We start from the raw sequence: 17,436 nt of genomic DNA on the forward strand, positions 1-17,436 counted from the left end.
GTTCTACGGTCGAACCTATGACGACAGAAACGGGCGAGATGCGCGCCACGACGGTGAAAGAGCCGGGCATCCTGAGCGGCGCGTACCTCTGGATCACGATCGGTGCCTGCGCGCTCGTGTTCCTCGGAGCGTTCGAGTCGCTGGCGGTGACCACGGTGATGCCCGCCGTGAGCGCCGACCTCGACGGGGAGCGGTTGTACGCCCTCGCCTTCGCGGGTCCGCTGGCCACCGGAGTGATCGGCATGGTGGCGGCGGGGAACTGGGCCGACCGCCGCGGTCCGGTGGAGCCGCTGTACACCTCGGTCGGCATCTTCGTCATCGGCCTCCTCGTCGCGGGCTTCGCTCCCACCATGGAGGTGCTGGTCGCGGGCCGGTTCGCACAGGGCCTCGGCAGCGGCGCACTCACCGTCGCCCTCTATGTCGTGGTCGCCCGGGTGTATCCGCGCGAACTGCACCCTGCGATCTTCGCCGGGTTCGCAGCCGCGTGGGTGGTTCCCTCGCTGATCGGGCCCACGGTCGCCGGCGCCGTGACCGAGCTCTGGAGCTGGCACTGGGTCTTCCTCGGTGTCGTCGTGCTCGTGCTGGTGGCCCTGCTCATGGTCGTGCCCGCCCTGCGCGGACTGGCGCACGACGACGGGGACGCCTCCACGCCGTGGGCTTTCGGACGTCTCGGCTGGTCGGTGCTGGCAGCGCTCGCGGTGCTGGGCCTCAACCTGTTCGGCGATGTGCCGGGTGTCGGCCCGGTGCTGGCGGCCGTCGCGGTGATCGTGGCTCTGGTCGCGGTGCGTCCGCTGCTGCCGCGCGGGACCCTGCGGGCGCGTCGGGGTCTGCCGTCCGTGATCCTCGTGCGCGGTCTGGCGGCGGCGGCGTTCTTCGGGGCGCAGGTGTACATCCCGTATCTGCTGACCGAGCGCTACGAGGTCTCGCCGACCCTCGCCGGACTCTCGCTCACCGGTGGCGCACTGGCATGGTCGGTCGCCGCGACGGTGCAGGGACGCATGGGCGCGCGGCTGTCGAGCGTCATCGCGGTGCGGATCGGCACGGTCCTCGTGCTCATCGGCATCGCTCTGGCCCTCGCGACCGCGACCCTCCGCGCGGACGCCGCACTGATCATCGCCGCCTGGATCGTCGCAGGAACCGGCATGGGGTTGATGAGCCCGCGGACCAGCGCGCTCACCCTCGCCCTGTCGACGCCAGAGACGCAGGGCTTCAACAGCTCGGCCATGACGGTCGCGGACTCCTTCGGCAGCGCACTGGCCCTCGCCATCACGGGGGTGCTGTTCGCGAGCCTGGTGTCGGTCGCCGATCCGTTCACCGCCGTGTTCACCCTCGCCGCGGTCATCGGCATCGTCGCGGTGGTGCTGGCGCCCCGGCTCGCGACGCGCGAGCCTCAGCCCGTCGAGGTCTGACCCGGGAACCCTGAAACGGCGCGCCGGGGAACATCCGCCCCCTGATCCGACGTTGGTCTTGAACATGGCGACCGGCGACGAGAGGCTTGGGTCATGAGCGCTGACAACACACGGACCGACGAATACGACCTGATCGTGCTGGGCGGGGGACCCGTCGGCGAGAACGTCGCGGACCGCGCCGTGCAGGGCGGACTCACGGCGATCATCGTCGAGAGCGAGCTCGTCGGAGGGGAGTGCTCGTACTGGGCGTGCATGCCGTCGAAGGCTCTGCTGCGCTCCGCACAGGCGCTCAGGGCCGCGCAGCATGTGGCCGGTGCCGCCGAGGCGGTGACCGGAAAGCTCGACGTGCGTGCCGTGTTCGACCGCCGTGACTCGTTCACCAGCAACTGGTCGGACGACGGTCAGGTGAAGTGGCTCGACTCGGCCGGCATCGACCTGGCCCGCGGGCACGGACGCCTCACGGGCGAGCGCGAGGTGACCGTGACGGATGCCGATGGCGGCACACGCGTGCTGCACGCCCGTCACGCGGTCGCGATCAGCACGGGATCGGATGCCGTCATCCCGCCCATCGACGGACTGCGTGAGGCGTCGCCGTGGACCAGCCGCGAAGCGACCAGTGCCGAGGAGCTCCCGGAATCGCTCGCCGTGATCGGCGGCGGTGTGGTCGCCGTGGAGATGGCGACCGCGTACGCGGCGCTCGGGTCGTCCGTGACGCTGATCGCCCGCGGTGACCTGCTGGCGTCGATGGAGCCGTTCGCGGGCGAGCGGGTGGCCGCGGGACTCCGCGAGCTCGGCGTCGATGTGCGCACCGGCACGGGCACCGCCTCGGTGCACCGCGGGGACGACGGCGTGACCGTGACCCTCGACGACGGTTCCACGGTGGTGGCGTCCGAGGTGCTGGCCGCGACAGGGCGCTCGCCGCGCAGCGGCGACATCGGTCTCGAGGTCGCCGGGCTCGCGCCTGGTCGTTGGATCGAGACGGATGACACGCTGCGCGTCCCGGGATCCGACTGGCTGTACGCGGTCGGGGACGTCAACGGGCGCGTGCTGCTGACGCACCAGGGCAAGTACCAGGCGCGCGCGGCGGGCGATGTGATCGTCGCCAGGGCGAAGGACGAGACCGTGGATGACGGGCCCTGGGGGCGTCACGTCGCGACGGCCGACCACGGTGCGGTGCCGCAGGTCACCTTCTCCTTCCCCGAGGTGGCATCGGTCGGGCTCACCGAGAAGGCGGCCCGCGACGACGGACGCGCGGTGCAGGTCGTCGACTACGACCTGGGCTGGGTCGCGGGAGCGAGCCTTTACGAAGACGGTTTCGAAGGCCAGGCGCGCCTCGTGATCGACACGGATCGCGACGTCGTGATCGGTGCGACGTTCGTCGGACCCGAGGTGGCCGAGCTCGTGCAGACCGCGACGGTCGCGATCGTGGGCGAGGTGCCGATCGCCCGGCTCTGGCACGCGGTGCCTTCGTACCCCACTGTCAGCGAGGTCTGGTTGCGGCTGCTCGAGGGCTACGGGCGGCAGTCGGCGTGATCCTCGCGGACGCCGTGGGAACTCGGATGACGCGCTGCGCCATCCGTTCCGGCGCGCGCTCCGAACAGTCGGTGAGTCATCTCGACGCTCTTCCGCGCCCGCGCCCGCGCGCCGGCGTGGATTGTGTCTCATATTGACGGCTTCGCGCGCAACCCTGGCGCGGATGTCGCAGACCTCTTATACGCTCGAACCCGAATCCGAGGAGGCAGGACCATGAAGGCTGTACTCGCAGGAACCGTCATCGCCGAAGCAGACGAGGGAGACCTCGTCCGCATCGAAGGAAACTGGTACTTCCCACCGGCTTCTGTCACGCCCGGAGTGCTCGTCGAGAGCCCCACCCCGTACACCTGTCCGTGGAAGGGCGTGTGCCAGTACTACTCGGTGCAGGCGGGCGGCAGCCTGCACACCGATCTCGCGTGGTCGTACCCCGACCCCTACCCCTCGGCCTTCGAGCGCGTCGGCACGGACTTCTCCGGCTACGTCGCGTTCGCCCCGGGCGTCGAGGTCGGACCGTAGTGACCTCCGTCTGCCGGCGCCGCGGCGCCGATGCACGCCTCGTCGATCGACCGACTGGAGACCAGCCATGATCGAATTCCGCAACGTCACCAAGCAGTTCCCCGACGGTACCGTCGCCGTCAACGACTTCAGCCTGGTGCTGCCGTCGCGAAAGACCACGGTGTTCGTCGGGTCGTCCGGCTGCGGCAAGACCACGCTGCTGCGCATGATCAACCGCATGGTCGAGCCGACCTCCGGCGACATCGAGATCGACGGCGAGAACGTGCTCGGCGGCGACCCGGTGCAGCTGCGGCGCCGCATCGGCTACGTGATGCAGAACTCCGGCCTCATGCCGCACTTCACGGTGATCGACAATGTCGCGACGGTCCTCCGGCTCACCGGTGTGAAGAAGCCGGAGGCGCACAAGCGGGCCCGCGCTCTGCTCGACACGGTGGGGCTCGACCAGGCGCTCGCAGATCGCTATCCCAGCCAGCTCTCGGGCGGCCAGCAGCAGCGCGTGGGCGTGGCCCGCGGCCTCGCCGCCGACCCCAACATCCTGCTGATGGACGAGCCGTTCGGTGCGGTCGACCCGATCGTGCGAGCCGACCTGCAGCAGGAGACGCTGCGTCTGCAGCACGAGCTCGACAAGACCGTCGTGTTCGTCACGCACGACATCGACGAGGCGTTCCTGCTCGGCGATCAGGTCGTCATCCTCGACAAGGGTGCGCGCATCGTGCAGGTGGGCAGTCCCAGCGAGATCATCGAGAACCCGGCCGATGACTTCGTCGCCGCGTTCATCGGCGCCGACCGCGGACGCCGGGCGCTGCACCTGAAGCGGACGCCCTACGGCACCGTCGTGGTCGACTCCGAGGGACGCACCCAGGGCGCGATCGTGGCGGCACCGGAGACGGATGGCGGTCCGCTCGCCGGGCCGGATGCCGTCGCCCTCGGCGCCGCGGAGAGCGGACTCACGTGAACTGGGTCACCGACAATCTCGGGCTGATCTTCGAGCTGACTCTGGTGCATCTGCGTCAGAGCATCATCCCGATCGTGCTCGGATTCGTGCTGTCGCTGCCCCTCGGCTGGGTCGCGTGGCGCTTCCGACTCGTACGTGGACCGATCATCGTGCTCACCGGGCTGCTGTACACGATCCCCTCGCTCGCGCTGCTGATCCTGCTGCCCTCCGTCGCCGGTTACTCGGCGCGCAGCGAGGCGAACCTGATGGTCGCGCTGACCATCTACGCGATCGCGATCCTCGTGCGAGCCGTGTCCGACGGCCTCGACTCGGTCGACGACGACGTGCGCCAGGCCGCCACCGCCACGGGCTTCGCGTCCTTCCGCCGCTTCTGGGCCGTGGAGTTCCCGCTCGCCGGACCGGTGATCCTCGCGGGTCTCCGGGTCACCGCCGTGAGCACGATCTCCCTCGCGACCGTCGGAATCCTGATCGGTGTCTCGAACCTGGGCTACCTCTTCACGAACGGACTCGACCGCCGCATCATCGCCGAAGTGTTCGCCGGCGTCATCGCGGTCGTCGTGATCGCCCTGATCCTCGATCTGATCCTGCTGCTCATCGGACGCGCGCTGATGCCCTGGACCACCGCTGCCAGCCGGGTCACCGCGAGCCGCGCCGTTCCTGTGAGGGCCGCCGCATGAACCTCTTCGCCCAGGCATTCGCCTGGATGCTCGCTCCCGCGCAGTGGACCGGGAACTACGCACTGCCCAAGCTCCTCGCCGAGCACCTCACGTTGACCGCGGTCTCCGTGCTGATCGCCATCGTGATCGCGGTGCCGATCGGGTGGCTCATCGGCCACACCGGCAAGGGCCGCGAGATCGCCGTCGCCGTCTCCGGCGCGGCGCGCGCGATCCCCGCCTTCGGGCTCATGATCCTTCTCGTGCTGCTGCTCGGAGTGCTCCGGGTTCCCCAGGCCGCCATCATCACGTTCGTGCTCCTCGCGATTCCCTCGCTCCTCGCCGGTGCCTACACCGGCCTCGAAGCCATCGACCGCCGGGTGATCGACGCGGCGAAGGCGATGGGCATGACCGGATGGCAGGTCTTCTGGAAGGTCGAGGTGCGCCTCGGTCTGCCTCTCCTCGTCGGCGGCATCCGCTCGGCGCTGTTGCAGGTCATCGCGACCGTGACCATCGCGGCCTACATCGGCCTCGGCGGTCTCGGCTATCCGATCATCCAGGGGATCCCGCTGCAGAAGTTCGACCAGGTGCTCGCCGGAGCGCTCCTGGTCGCGGCCCTCGCACTGATCGTCGATCTCCTGCTCGCGGCAGCGCAGCACGCCGCCGTCCCTGCCGGTCTGCGCACCAGCCGCCCGCCCCGACGTCGCGCGGCCACGCCGGCGCCGGCCGCCGCTCCCGCCACCGCCTGATCTTCCGCACCGGAACCGTCCCACACCGTCGTCCCCACAGCAGTCCCAGAAAAGAGGAAGTCCATGTTCACAGCACGAGGCAAGCGTTCCGCGGCCGTCGTCGGCCTGATCGCCGCCGCGACCATCGCCCTGTCCGCCTGCGGTTCGAGCAACCCGCTCTCCGAGCCGTCCGACGCCGGGGAGAGCGCCGGCAGCGGCGACACCATCGTCATCGGCTCGCAGGCCTACTACTCCAACGAGATCATCGCGGAGATCTACGCACAGGCTCTCGAGGCCGACGGCCACGAGGTCGACCGTCAGTTCAGCATCGGCCAGCGCGACGCGTACATGCCCGATGTCGAGTCCGGCGCGATCAACGTGTTCCCGGAGTACACGGGCAGCCTGCTCGAGTACATCTCGAAGGACGGTGTCACCGTCACCAGCCCCGACGACGTCTACAAGGCTCTGCAGGAGGCTCTGCCCGACGGCCTCACCGCCCTCGACTTCGCCGAGGCATCCGACCAGGACTCCTACACGGTGCTCAAGAGCTTCGCCGAGGAGAACGACCTGAAGACGATCGGCGACCTCAAGAACGTGACCACGCCGCTCACGATCGGCGCGGCACCCGAGTTCGAGCAGCGTCCGTACAGCCCGGCCAAGGCCAAGGAGGTCTACGGCGTCGACCTGGCGTTCTCGGCCACCGGCCCGACCACGCTCGAGTCGCTGCTCGCCGGCCAGATCCAGGTGGCAGACATCTACACGGCCGACCCGGCGTTCAAGACGGAAGACATCGTCGCTCTGGAAGACCCCGAGAACCTGATCATCTCGTCGAACGTCGTGCCGATCGTCTCGAGCGACATCGCCGACGAGGTCTCCGGTGTGCTCAACGCCATCAGCGCCAAGCTGACGGCCGACGAGCTCGTCTCCCTCAACGTCCTGAGCACGGTCGACCAGAAGTCGCCGAAGGACATCGCGAAGCAGTGGCTGACCGATAACGACCTGCTCTGAGTCGTCGTCACACGAAGTGCCCGGGCCCGGTGGGTCCGGGCACTTCTGCGTGTGGGCGGTTCTGCGTGTGGAGCCCTGCGCGCGCCCCTTCGCGCCTCCCTGCACCGAGACCCACCGGGGGTGCCGAGACCCACCGGTGGATCTGTTGCGCGGGGTGGGTCTCGGCGCGCGCGATGGGTCTCGACGGAAGGGGAAGGGGAAGGGGAAGGGGAAGGGAAAGGGGAAGGGGCGTCGCCGGGTCAGATCCGGGCGTCCTGCCGAGGGATCCAGACCTGCTTGATGATGATGAGGATGGATGCCGCCACCGGCACCGCCACGAGAGCGCCGAGCAGGCCGAGCAGCGTGCCGCCGGCGAGGGCACCGATCACGACCAGGGAACCGGGGATCGAGATCGCCTTGTTCATGACGCGCGGCGTGATGACGTACGCCTCGATCTGCATGTAGACGAGGTACACGATCGCGAAGATCAGCGCCCCGACCGGGTTCGTGAACAGGGCGAGCGTGGTGCCGATGATCCAGAACATCACCGAACCGACGAGCGGGATCAGCGTGATGCAGAACGCGACGGTCGCCATCAGCGGGGGGAAGGGCAGACCCAGGAAGAAGTAGAGCAGGAACGCGAGGACCGCGTTGAAGAAGGCCAGCACCACCATGCCCATCACGTAGCCGCCCACCGAGTCGGTGATCTGGTCGGTGATCTCGCTGGTGCGGGCACGGTCGCGGGCGGGGACCAGGCGCAGCAGGCTCTGCTTCATGCCGGGCAGCGATGCGACGAAGTAGAGCGTGAGCACCAGCACGACGATTACGCCGGAGATCCCCGTCGCGATGGAGGCGCCGACCTTCAGCGCCCCTCCGCCGATGGTCGCGATGTTGCCCGGATCCGTGAGGAACTTCTGCACGTCGGCGACGAGGTCTTCGAACTGATCGCCGAACTGCTTCTCCAGGGTCGCGTAGACGTCGCTGCGCTGGAAGTCCGCGATCATGCCGGGGACCGACCGCACGAAGCTGGCGATCTGCTCGATGACGACCGGCAGCACCATCCACAGGATCAGTGCGACGACCACGATCAGGCTCAGGATGACGATGAGCACCGAGACCGCGCGCCGGAGGCCGCGGCGTTCGAGGAAGCGCACGGAGGGGTCGAGCCCGAGCGCGGCGAACAGCGCGAGGGCGATGTAGATGAGGACGGTCGCGAGGTTGCTGAGGGCGAGGCCGAGCAGGATCGCCCCGAGTGCGCCGAGCGTCACCAGGAAGCCGAAGACGAAGGGGCGGTCGATCCGCGTCCAGAAGGAGCGGCTCGGCGTCATGGGCTCGACCGCGATCCGACGTGCCGGCTGCTGCTCGGAGGGCGCTGCCTCGACGGGGACGGACGCCATCGCCGGCTGCGCGATCTTCTCGGAGGCGCCGTCCGCGGCCTTCTCAGCGGGGGCGGATGCGGGCGACTCGTCGTTGCTCATGTGCTCACGATAGCGGTGCCCACGAACGGATCCCGGCTGCGCGCGGCCCTAGAGTAGGGGGCATGACCGCTGCCCCGGACCCGAAGGCCGAACTGCTCCGACTTCGCGCCAGCATCGACAACATCGACGCCGCGCTCATCTTCATGCTCGCCGAGCGTTTCCGCGCCACGCAGCAGGTGGGGCACCTGAAGGCCGAGTATGAGATGCCCGCATCCGATCCTGGTCGTGAGGAGCAGCAGGTCGCACGTCTGCGCGCGCTCGCCGAGGAGGCGCACCTCGACCCCGAGTTCGCCGAGAAGTGGTTCAACTTCGTGGTGGCCGAGGTCATCCGTCACCACACCGAGGCAGCGGAAGGGCGCTGAGCCCCCGGCGCTGCATCGTCGGTCAGCCCGACGGGTGCTGTCGCCGGATAGCCGTCAGACCGGCAGGATGCGTCCCGTGATGACTCCTTCGACGGCGCGCACGTAGGCCGTGCCGACCTCGTCGTCGGTGACCGGGCGGTGTCCCGGGAAGGACGCGTGATACCCGGGAGAGTTCTCGAGCACGTCGGGCGAGACCGCGTTGATGCGGATGCCGCGCGGCGCCTCGGCGGCGGCCGTGATCACGAAGGACTCCAGCGCGCCGTTCGCCATCGCGGCGGCGGCACCGGTGGCGATGGGCTCGCGGGCCAGCACGCCGCTGGTCACCGTGATCGATCCGCCGTCGTTGAGGTGCGCGAGGGCCTGGCGCACGACGTCGATCTGCGCGAGCGTCTTGCCGGTGAACCCTGCGAGGTAGTCATCGCGGGTGAGTTCGGCGAGAGGCTTGAAGGGCACGGAGCCCACGGCCACCACGACGGCATCCACATCCGTCACCTGTGCGAACAGTGCGGCGATCGATGCCGGATCGGTGACGTCGACGGAGGTCTCGCCGCGGCGTGACGCGCGCACGACGTCATGGCCGCGGGATTCGAGGGTCGTCGCCACGACGTTGCCGATGCTGCCGGTCGCTCCGATGACGAGTGCCTTCATGGGGTGTCCTCTCCGTCTGCCGATGCATCCGTCCCGGACGCCTCTTCGAGTCTTCCACCCCTGGCGGCGGCGAGGGCCGGAGCCCGCCGGTCTCAGCGCGCGCTGAACGCGAGCGCCACCACGCGGGCGGCAGCGCCCTGCAGCACGGCGTCGTCGAGTGTGCTCCGTCGCACCACGGGGCCGAGGGAAGGGTGCGAGGCCGCCTGCACGGCAGCAGCGGTCGCTGCGATGAGCTCGTCTCCCACGATCGGCAGGGGGCCGCTCAGGACGATGGTCGGCAGGTCTACGGCTGCGGCGATGACCGACAGCGAGGTTCCGAGGCGCGACCCCGCGGCGGCGAGCACAGCCGCCCGATCGGCGTTCGCGGTTGCGTCGAGTCTGCGCGACAGCGCGGGCACGGATGCCCAGGCGTGCACGCAGCCGATGCGGCCGCACGGGCAGGTGTCTCCGGGGTCGCCGCCGGCGACGACGTGCGCGAGCTCGCGGGCCACGGTCGATCGTTCGACGGGGGCGCCGTCGTCGTCGAAGGCGCGGATGGCTGTTCCGATGCGCGCGCCCAGGCGTACGAGGAGGAAGTCGGAGTCGATGTCGCCGAAGCGCAGCTCGGCATCCGCCACGAGGTCGGCGTCGTCGAACAGGTGCACGGGGGCGTCGATCGTCTGGGCGAGGAGCGGGCCCAGGCCGAGGAGCGCGGATGAGCCGCTCGGCACGCCGATCCCGACTCCGAGCGGGGGGTGGGAGGCGAGCAGGAAGAGTTCTCCGACGAGTGCTGCGGCCGCCGTCACCGGATCGCCGGCGGTCGGGCGTTCGAGTCGGTGCGCGAGGCGCCCGTCCGGGGTGGCGAGGGCACCGGCGACATGGTCGGGCGCGCTCAGATCGAGAGCGATCACCTGGACCGCGCGCTGGTCGAACTCGAGCATCACCGCAGGCTTCCCCGGCCGCGCATCCTGGCTCTGTCCGCTCTCGCGCAGCACGCCGTCGTCGAGCAGATCCTTGACGAGATCGGAGATCGTGGGCCGCGCGAGCCCCGTCAGCCGGGCGAGATCGGCGCGGCTGACGACGGAGTGCTGCATGAGGGTGCGCAGCACGAGACCGCGATTGCGGTGACGGATGCCCTGGGCATGCGTGTTCCCCAGCGAGGCGCGAGTCGTCGAGTTCGCCGCTGCCGGAGGGAGGAGGGCGCTCATGCGAGCGCGTCCGTTCGTGCCCCGCGAGGGGGTGACGCGACCAGGACCGTGACGGCCGGGCGTCCTAAGATCTGGGAGTAGTGCACGATGCTCCTTCGCAGGCGGCGGACACTGTGGCTGAGGTGGACTCTGCCACTAAGTTTAGTAAATAAACTAACTGTGCCGAGCGTACGGAGCGGCGCCTGATCTGTCAATCGTGCTCCCCGGCGCGCAGACGAACGGAAACCCATGCTGAACAGCGACGATGCCCTCGACACGCAGGCATCCGTCCGGCGTGCGAACCTGCGCCGCGCGCTGCAGCTGGTGTTCCGCAGCTCGGGCACGCAGACCCGCGCCGGCATCGCACGCGCGACGGGGCTGACCGCGGCCACCGCATCCTCCCTGGTCGCCGAGCTCATCGAGAGCCGGCTCATCGTCGACGGGGAGCAGGCGGCGAGCACCGGCGGCAAGCGGGCGACCACACTCAGCGTCGATGCCCGTCACCACCTGATCCTCGTTCTCGTCGTCCAGCCCACCAGTGCCCGCGTCGCCCTCGTCGCGCTCGACGGCGCCGAGATCGACACGCGACGCCTCGCCTACACCGCCGAATCGCGCGACGAGGCCTTGGATGCGGCGATCATCGCGATCGCCGCCGAGTACGGCACCCGCGTGATCGCCGCCGGCGTGCAGCTGCCGGGGACGACCGATGGCCGTTCGGTGTTCGAGAGCGTGCAGCTGGGCTGGCAGGACGTGCCCCTGGCCGCACGCTTCGAAGCGCTGCTCGGAGCTCCCGTGCTCCTGGTGAACGACGTCGATGCCGAAGCGATCGCAGAGGCCGGAATGGAAGAATCCCCTTCCGGCTACCGGCTCTTCATCCACCTCGGTGGCGGAGTCGGTGCGGCGATCACCCTCGACGGAGACCTCGCCCCCGGACCGCGTGATCGTGCGGGTGAGATCGGTCATGTGCAGGTGGAGTTCGGTGATGCGGCGCGCGAGTGCCGGTGCGGTCGATACGGCTGCCTCGAGTCGGCGGCATCCCTGTCGGCCCTGCTCGGCGCGGAGTTCACCGACGCGATGGAGGCGGACGCGGTCGCCGCGCTCGCCGTCACCGCGGACGAGGCCGACCTCGGGGCCGGTGCGCGAGCCCTCGCCAGGGCGATCAAGCTCATCAGCGCGCTGCTCGACCCGACCGAGGTCGTGATCGGCGGACCGGCCACCCTGCTCGGAGACCGGTTCCTCACGCTGCTGCAGCAGGAGACCGACTATCACGCGCGCGGCACGGCGACGGTGCCGGTGCGCTACGCCGACACACGCGCGACGGAATCGGCGGGGGCGGCCCAGGCTGCGCTCACCGCGGTGCTCGGCGTGCGCTGGAGTCCGGCTCAGCTGATCGCCGCGTCGCGCGCTTCGCACTGACGTCCGCCCCGCGCGGGGAGGAGAACTCCCGTTCGGGAGGAGCCGCCGCGGCATCCGCTCCTCCCGAAGCCGAGATCTCCTCCCGAACCCGCAGCGGAGCCGGGTCAGTTCTCGATCTGGAAGTCGTCGGGGACCGGGACGTCGGAGTGGCGCGCGGTGCGTGCGTCGCGTTCCAGGCCGGAGCGCTGTGTCAGCGCGCCGTAGAGCTCGGGGCGTCGGCCGAGCAGCCAGCGGCGTCCGGTCGACAGGGGCAGGAGTTCCCAGTCCAGGTCGGCGGTCACCACGGCCTCGTCGGCGACGGGAGTCTCGGCGATGATCCGTCCGTATGGGTCGAGGATCATCGCGTTGCCGGTGCGGATCTCGTCGGCATCCGGGCCGATGCCGTTGCTGAAGAGGAGGAAGATCCCGTTGTCGTGTGCACGTGCCGGGAGCCAGCGCATGAGCCACTCGCGACCGGAGGGACCGTTGACGGCAGCGAGCAGGGCTTCAGGATTCTCGAATCTGTCGTGCCAGAGCTCCGCCGGAATGACCTTCATGCCGTGCGGGCTGCGGGAGTTCGTTCCACCGGTCTGGTGGGGCGCGATGAGGACCTTCGCTCCGAGCAGCGCGACAGCCCTCACGTTCTCGACGAGGTTGTTGTCCCAGCAGATCAGGATGGCCATCCGCACTCCCCAGGGCGAGTCGAACACCGTGTACCCGGCGCCGCTCGAGATCGCCTCGTGCTCGAAGGCGTGCAGCTTGCGGTGGATGTGCGTCGATCCGTCGGGGAAGCACACCGCGTACGAGTTGAAGAGCTCGTCTCCGTCGGCTTCGAGGAAGCCTGCCCCGATGCCCGAGCCGAGGTCGGCCGCGATCTTCCTGAGGGAGTGCACCAGAGGGCCTTCGGCGGGCTCCGCCAGTTCGCGAAGGCGCTCCGTGCTCGACGTGGTGAGGTGCCAATAGCCGGCCAGGCACATCTCGGGGAAGACGACCAGCTGCGAGCCGTCGGCGACGGCCTGTTCGGCGAGACGCCGCACGGTGGCGAGGTTGGCGGTCTTGTCAGACGGCACCGCTTCGAACTGGACCACGGAAACCCGAAGGTCGGTGGCTGATCCGGTCATCCGGTCATTCCTCTCGTCGTCGATGACCTCAGTCAAGAGCATCCCCGGAATAAGTTCCAATGAGTTCTGATCGATTTCACATAACCTTCAGGAATGGATATCCGTTTGATGCGTGCTCTGGTCCTCGCGGCGGATCGATCGACATTCAGTGAAGCTGCCGCCGCGTCGTCGATCACGCAGCCGGCGTTCACGAAGCAGATCCAGCAGTTGGAGGCCCTGGTCGGGACGCCCTTGTTCCGTCGCGGCCGTCAGGGAGCCGCTCTGACGACCGCCGGTGCGGCGCTTCTGGAAGACGCGCGAGCGGTGGTCGCACTCGCCGATCGGTTCGAGGCGCGGGTGAAGCGGATGGCGGCGGGAGACGAGGGGCACCTGGCGGTCGGGTTCGGCCTGTCGAGCATCGCGGTCGCTCCTCGCGTGGTCGCGGCCTTCCGCTCCGCCTTTCCGGGAGTGACGGTCCGGTTGGAGGACATGTCGTCGTCGGCGCAGATCCAGGCGGTCAGAGACGGAGAGTTGGACGTCGCGTTCGGACGGATGCCGTCACCCCGAGACCTGCGCTCCGTCGCCGTTCTCTCCGACAGGCTGATCATCGCGCATCCGGAAGCATGGGAGGCGCCACCCGCGGGGTCGTCGCTCGGGGAGTGGTTGCGCGATCATCCGCTCGTTCGGTTGTCGTCCCGGCGCGGCCCCGGCCTGGCCGCCCAGACGGGCATGTACCTGGCTGAGATCGGCGTGCCGTCGGTCGCGATCCAAGAGGCCGACGATCTCCAGACGGTCCTCGCCCTCGTCGCCGCCGGCATCGGCGCCGCCATCGTCCCCGAGAGCGTGCGCAACATCGCCCCGGCCCGAGTGTCGATGCACCGACTCGACGGTGCGAGCGCGCGCTGGGAGGTCGGCGTCATCTGGCGTGCGGACAACGAGACACCCGTCGTCCGGGCATTCCTCGACGAGCTCGCGCGGATCTCCGCCGACTGAGTCCCACCGGTCCCGTGCGGCACCCGGCACCACGTATGAAGGAGATCGCACGAGATGACGGAGCCGATACGGCATCCGCTCCTTCATCCCGTGCGATCTCCTTCGAATCGGGAGTCCGACACGAACCGAACTACTTGACGCTGCCCGCCGTCAGACCGCCGACCAGGCGCTTCTCGATGAGCATGAACAGGATGACGACAGGCAGGATCGCGACGATCGAGACACCGAACACGTACTGCCAGCTGGTCTCGTACTGGCCGACGAACTTGGTCAGCGCGACCGAGAGCGGCTGGTTCTTGTCGGTCGACAGAATCACCAGAGAAGCCGCGAACTCGTTCCAGCACGCCACGAAGGTGAACACGATCGCGGTGACGATGCCGGGCCACACGAGCGGCAGGTTGATCTTGAACAGCACCGTGAAGCGACCGGCGCCGTCGATCTGCGCCGCCTCGTCGACCTCCTTGGGGATGCCGGCGAAGAAGGAGTGCATGATCCACACCGCGAAAGACAGGTTGAACGCCGCGTTGATGAAGATCATCGCCGCCCAGGTGTCGCCCAGGCCGAGCGTCGTGAACTGGCGGAACAGGCCGGAGGTGAGCACGGCCGGCTGCAGCATCTGCGTCACGATCACCAGGAACAGGAAGACCATGCGTCCGGGGAACTTGAAGCGGGCCGTGTAGTACGCCGCCGGCAGGGAGACCGCGAGCACGAGCAGCGTCGCGAACACCGCGATGATGATCGTCGAGATCAGGTTGTACGGCAACGGCGTCTCGGGGGTCGACCACATCGTGATGTAGTTCTCCCAGTGCCACTCGGTCGGGAGGTAGGTCGGGTCGACCGAGCGGATCTGCGGCTTCGTCTTCACGGAGCCGAAGAACATGATCAGGTACGGCAGCACGAAGATCGCGAGCACGAGGAATCCGGCGGCGGTGCGCAGGATGACCCGCGGCAGGCTGACCTGATCGGCGGTGTACCGGCGCTTGCGTCCGGGGACGGGCGGGAGGCTGCGTCCGCCTCGGCCTGCGGTGGTGACGAGCTCTGTCTCGGTGACGGTCACGATCAGACCTCCTTCATGGGCTTGACGATCTTCACGTAGGCCGCGACGATCAGGATCACGATCAGGAAGGCGACCACCGACAGGGCGCTCGCGACATCGACCTTCTTCTGCAGCTCGATGTACTTGAAGATCATCGTCATGATCGTGTCGGCGCCGTATCCGGGGATCGACCCCGTCATGACCTTGAGGATCGGCAGCGAGTTGAAGACGTTGATGATGTTGATGAGGATCGCGACGGCCAGCGCACTGCGCAGCTGGGGCAGCACGATCGACCAGTAGGTGCGGGTGGCTCCGGCGCCGTCCATCTTCGCGGCCTCGAGTGCGTCGGCGGGCACCGCCTGGAGGCCGGCCAGGATCGTGTAGGTCGTGAAGGGCAGCGAGACGAAGATCGCGATCACGATGGACCAGATGAAGGCGGTCGTCGGGTTCTTGGTCCACCCGTAGCCGACCGAGTCGGAGGAGAGTCCGATGTCATACAGGAACTTGTTGAAGACCCCGAAGTACGGTTCGAGGCTGTAGTAGAAGACCATGGTCGTCATCACGACGGATGCCGCCCACGGCACGATCACGGCCATGCGCACGATCTGTCGGCCGGGGAAGGCCTTGTTCAGGATCTGCGCGAGTCCGAGCGAGATCACCACCGTGAACAGCACGACCGAGACGACCCACACGATGGTGCGGAAGAAGATCGGCCAGAACTCGGTGAACGTGAAGACCGTGATGAAGTTGTCGAAGCCCACCGAGCCCTTGTCGAGGCCGGAGAGGGAGATGTCCCGCGTGGAGTTGTAGAACATGACGCCCGCGGGGAACAGCACGACGCCGATGATGAGCACCAGCGCCGGTGCGATCCAGGGCAGGGCCTGGAGGAGATCCTTCCCCCGCGACCTTCCCCGCGGGGTGTCGGGGGTGCGGGGGCGACCGGAGGCCGCCCCCGCCAGGTTCGAGGACTGTGTCGTCTGGCTCATTCGTGTACCCGAACCTTCCCGATCGGCAGGCGTCAGCCTGCGTCGACCTGTGCCTGGATCTGCTTCAGCACGTCAGCGGCAGGCTGGTCCTGCAGCTGGCCGAACAGGGACTTGAACGCACCGTCTGCGGCGGACCACTTGGCGTTCGTCGACGGGTAGAACTGCGCGTCGGGCAGCACGTCGAGGAAGGGCTTGAGCGCCTCCTCGCCGGAGAGCTGCTCGGCACCGGACTTGGTGACCGGGAGGAAGCCTTCGGCCTGCACCCACGGCACGTACACGTCGGCCGAGTAGTAGTAGTCGAAGAACTTGGTGATCGCTTCCTTCTTGTCATCGTCGTTCTGGAACGCCATCAGCTGGTCCATGACGCCGAGCGTGAACGCCGAGCCGTCCTTGGTGGGGATCGGGACGATGGAGTAGTCCAGGTCGGGGTTGCCTTCGGCGATCTGTCCGACCGTCGGCGGCAGACCCACCTGCATGCCGATCTTGCCCTGGATGAAGATGTCCATCAGCGGCGACCGCTGCGTCGAGCCGGGGTCGGCCTGGGTCGCGCCGGCGTCGATCATCTTCTTGATCTGCTCGGCACCCACGAGGTTCTCGGGGGTGTCGATCGTGATCTCGGATGCGTCGCCGAACGATCCGCCTCCGCCCCACAGCCACACGGCCGCTTCGGCCTGCGCCTCTTCGGATCCGAGGGGCATGCCGTAGCCCGCCACTCCGCCGCCGAGCGCGGACACCTTGGTGGCGGCATCCAGCAGCTCATCCCAGTTGGTCGGAGCCTCCACGCCGGCCTGGTCGAGCAGAGCGTTGTTGACGAACAGGGCACGAGCCGACGCGATCAGCGGCAGCGCGTATGCCGTGCCGTCGACCTCGGCGTTCGCGAGGAACGACTCCTGGAAGTCGGAGTAGACGTCATCCGAGACGACGTCCTTCACCGGGTACAGGAGCTCGTCGCCGACGAATCCGGCGAACGGTCCGCCGTTGTAGATGTCGGGTGCCTCGCCGGCCTGGATCTTGGTGGAGACGACCTTCTCGAGGTTGTCCCAGGACTGCACCTCGAGCTTGACCTTGATGTCGGGGTTGGCCTTCTCGAACCCCTTGATGACGGTCTCCCAGTTCGCCTTGGTGCCGTCGGAGTAGCTGGGGACCAGCAGGTCGAGCGTGGTCGACCCTCCGGCGTCGCCGCTGTCGCCGGTCGAACCGCCGAAGCCGCACGAAGCGAGCGTGAGTGTGGCGGCTGCCGCAAGAGCGACAGCGCCGAATCGCAGTGACTTCTTCATGTGTGTTGCATTCCTCACTGTGTGTGTGGGTTGCCGCTCCGTCGGACGGGTGCCACTCGGGTGAGGAGTGACTCCGCCGTTCGGTGGAGGGGGCGCGATGCACAGTCGCAGAGCACTTCACGCGACGGTGCGTGGTGATCGGTCCCGCCGGGTGGCGGTCGTGATCGTTCAAGTCGGTTCGACTCGAGTCCTCGATGACGATGGGGCGTGACGT

At 68.5% G+C, this 17,436-nt stretch carries 17 protein-coding genes; 10 read left to right on the forward strand and 7 right to left on the reverse strand.

Going from position 1 to position 17,436, the window contains the following annotated elements:
- Window positions 1-17 precede the first annotated feature (17 nt).
- The 7 genes from FB560_RS17105 (at window position 18) to FB560_RS17135 (ending at window position 6,802) form a co-directional block, all read left to right on the forward strand.
- A complete protein-coding gene (locus tag FB560_RS17105) occupies window positions 18-1,409 on the forward strand; it encodes an MFS transporter (RefSeq protein WP_407662573.1) in 1,392 nt (463 codons plus the stop codon).
- A 93-nt stretch (window positions 1,410-1,502) separates the two neighbouring features.
- A complete protein-coding gene (locus FB560_RS17110; RefSeq protein ID WP_141873804.1) occupies window positions 1,503-2,942 on the forward strand; it encodes a dihydrolipoyl dehydrogenase family protein in 1,440 nt (479 codons plus the stop codon).
- Between the two features lie 213 nt (window positions 2,943-3,155).
- A complete protein-coding gene (locus FB560_RS17115; RefSeq protein WP_141873806.1) occupies window positions 3,156-3,458 on the forward strand; it encodes a DUF427 domain-containing protein in 303 nt (100 codons plus the stop codon).
- Window positions 3,459-3,525: 67 nt separating this feature from the next.
- Window positions 3,526-4,413 (forward strand): ABC transporter ATP-binding protein, encoded by an 888-nt coding sequence (locus tag FB560_RS17120; protein ID WP_141873808.1) that lies wholly within the window; start codon window positions 3,526-3,528, stop codon window positions 4,411-4,413.
- Entirely contained in the window at window positions 4,410-5,090 is a 681-nt protein-coding gene (locus tag FB560_RS17125; RefSeq protein WP_141873810.1) for an ABC transporter permease, read from the forward strand. Before FB560_RS17120 ends, FB560_RS17125 begins: the two co-directional genes overlap by 4 nt.
- The gene (locus FB560_RS17130; protein WP_141873812.1) at window positions 5,087-5,815 is read left to right on the forward strand and encodes an ABC transporter permease; all 729 of its coding nucleotides are present in this window, start codon (window positions 5,087-5,089) and stop codon (window positions 5,813-5,815) included. The genes FB560_RS17125 and FB560_RS17130 overlap by 4 nt, the downstream gene beginning before the upstream one ends.
- A 63-nt stretch (window positions 5,816-5,878) precedes the next feature.
- Window positions 5,879-6,802, forward strand: coding sequence for an ABC transporter substrate-binding protein (locus tag FB560_RS17135; RefSeq protein WP_141873814.1), 924 nt, complete (start codon window positions 5,879-5,881; stop codon window positions 6,800-6,802).
- A gap of 239 nt (window positions 6,803-7,041) precedes the next feature.
- Here FB560_RS17135 and FB560_RS17140 read toward each other — a convergent pair whose 3' ends face one another.
- Window positions 7,042-8,259: an AI-2E family transporter gene (locus tag FB560_RS17140; protein ID WP_141873816.1), complete on the reverse strand. Its 1,218-nt coding sequence runs from the start codon at window positions 8,257-8,259 to the stop codon at window positions 7,042-7,044.
- Window positions 8,260-8,321: 62 nt separating this feature from the next.
- Here FB560_RS17140 and FB560_RS17145 point away from each other — a divergent pair, with 62 nt between their 5' ends.
- On the forward strand, window positions 8,322-8,621 hold the full coding sequence (locus FB560_RS17145; protein WP_141873818.1) for a chorismate mutase: 300 nt from the start codon (window positions 8,322-8,324) through the stop codon (window positions 8,619-8,621).
- A gap of 54 nt (window positions 8,622-8,675) precedes the next feature.
- Here the strand turns inward: FB560_RS17145 and FB560_RS17150 are convergent, their stop codons facing one another.
- Window positions 8,676-9,269, reverse strand: coding sequence for a short chain dehydrogenase (locus FB560_RS17150; RefSeq protein ID WP_141873819.1), 594 nt, complete (start codon window positions 9,267-9,269; stop codon window positions 8,676-8,678).
- A 92-nt stretch (window positions 9,270-9,361) separates the two neighbouring features.
- Window positions 9,362-10,456, reverse strand: coding sequence for an ROK family transcriptional regulator (locus FB560_RS17155; protein WP_141873821.1), 1,095 nt, complete (start codon window positions 10,454-10,456; stop codon window positions 9,362-9,364).
- Window positions 10,457-10,684: 228 nt separating this feature from the next.
- On the opposite strand from FB560_RS17155, the gene FB560_RS17160 reads away from it, so the two are divergent.
- Window positions 10,685-11,851, forward strand: a complete 1,167-nt coding sequence (locus FB560_RS17160) for an ROK family protein (protein WP_141873823.1) — start codon at window positions 10,685-10,687, stop codon at window positions 11,849-11,851.
- A 104-nt stretch (window positions 11,852-11,955) separates the two neighbouring features.
- Here FB560_RS17160 and FB560_RS17165 read toward each other — a convergent pair whose 3' ends face one another.
- On the reverse strand, window positions 11,956-12,951 hold the full coding sequence (locus FB560_RS17165) for a nitrilase family protein (RefSeq protein ID WP_141873825.1): 996 nt from the start codon (window positions 12,949-12,951) through the stop codon (window positions 11,956-11,958).
- A gap of 93 nt (window positions 12,952-13,044) precedes the next feature.
- Between FB560_RS17165 and FB560_RS17170 the strand changes: the two genes are divergently transcribed.
- Window positions 13,045-13,923, forward strand: a complete 879-nt coding sequence (locus FB560_RS17170; protein WP_141873827.1) for a LysR family transcriptional regulator — start codon at window positions 13,045-13,047, stop codon at window positions 13,921-13,923.
- Between the two features lie 130 nt (window positions 13,924-14,053).
- Here FB560_RS17170 and FB560_RS17175 read toward each other — a convergent pair whose 3' ends face one another.
- Genes FB560_RS17175 through FB560_RS17185 form a run of 3 tightly spaced genes read right to left on the reverse strand, consistent with a single transcriptional unit; the run spans window position 14,054 to window position 17,222 of the window.
- Complete coding sequence (locus FB560_RS17175; protein WP_188895026.1) at window positions 14,054-14,980, reverse strand: carbohydrate ABC transporter permease; 927 nt, start codon at window positions 14,978-14,980, stop codon at window positions 14,054-14,056.
- 2 nt (window positions 14,981-14,982) lie between these two features.
- A complete protein-coding gene (locus FB560_RS17180; RefSeq protein ID WP_141873829.1) occupies window positions 14,983-15,945 on the reverse strand; it encodes a carbohydrate ABC transporter permease in 963 nt (320 codons plus the stop codon).
- 32 nt (window positions 15,946-15,977) lie between these two features.
- Window positions 15,978-17,222 (reverse strand): extracellular solute-binding protein, encoded by a 1,245-nt coding sequence (locus FB560_RS17185; protein ID WP_141873831.1) that lies wholly within the window; start codon window positions 17,220-17,222, stop codon window positions 15,978-15,980.
- Between the last annotated feature and the right edge of the window lie 214 nt (window positions 17,223-17,436).

Source organism: Microbacterium saperdae (genome assembly GCF_006716345.1).
In the GTDB taxonomy this organism is placed as follows: domain Bacteria; phylum Actinomycetota; class Actinomycetes; order Actinomycetales; family Microbacteriaceae; genus Microbacterium; species Microbacterium saperdae.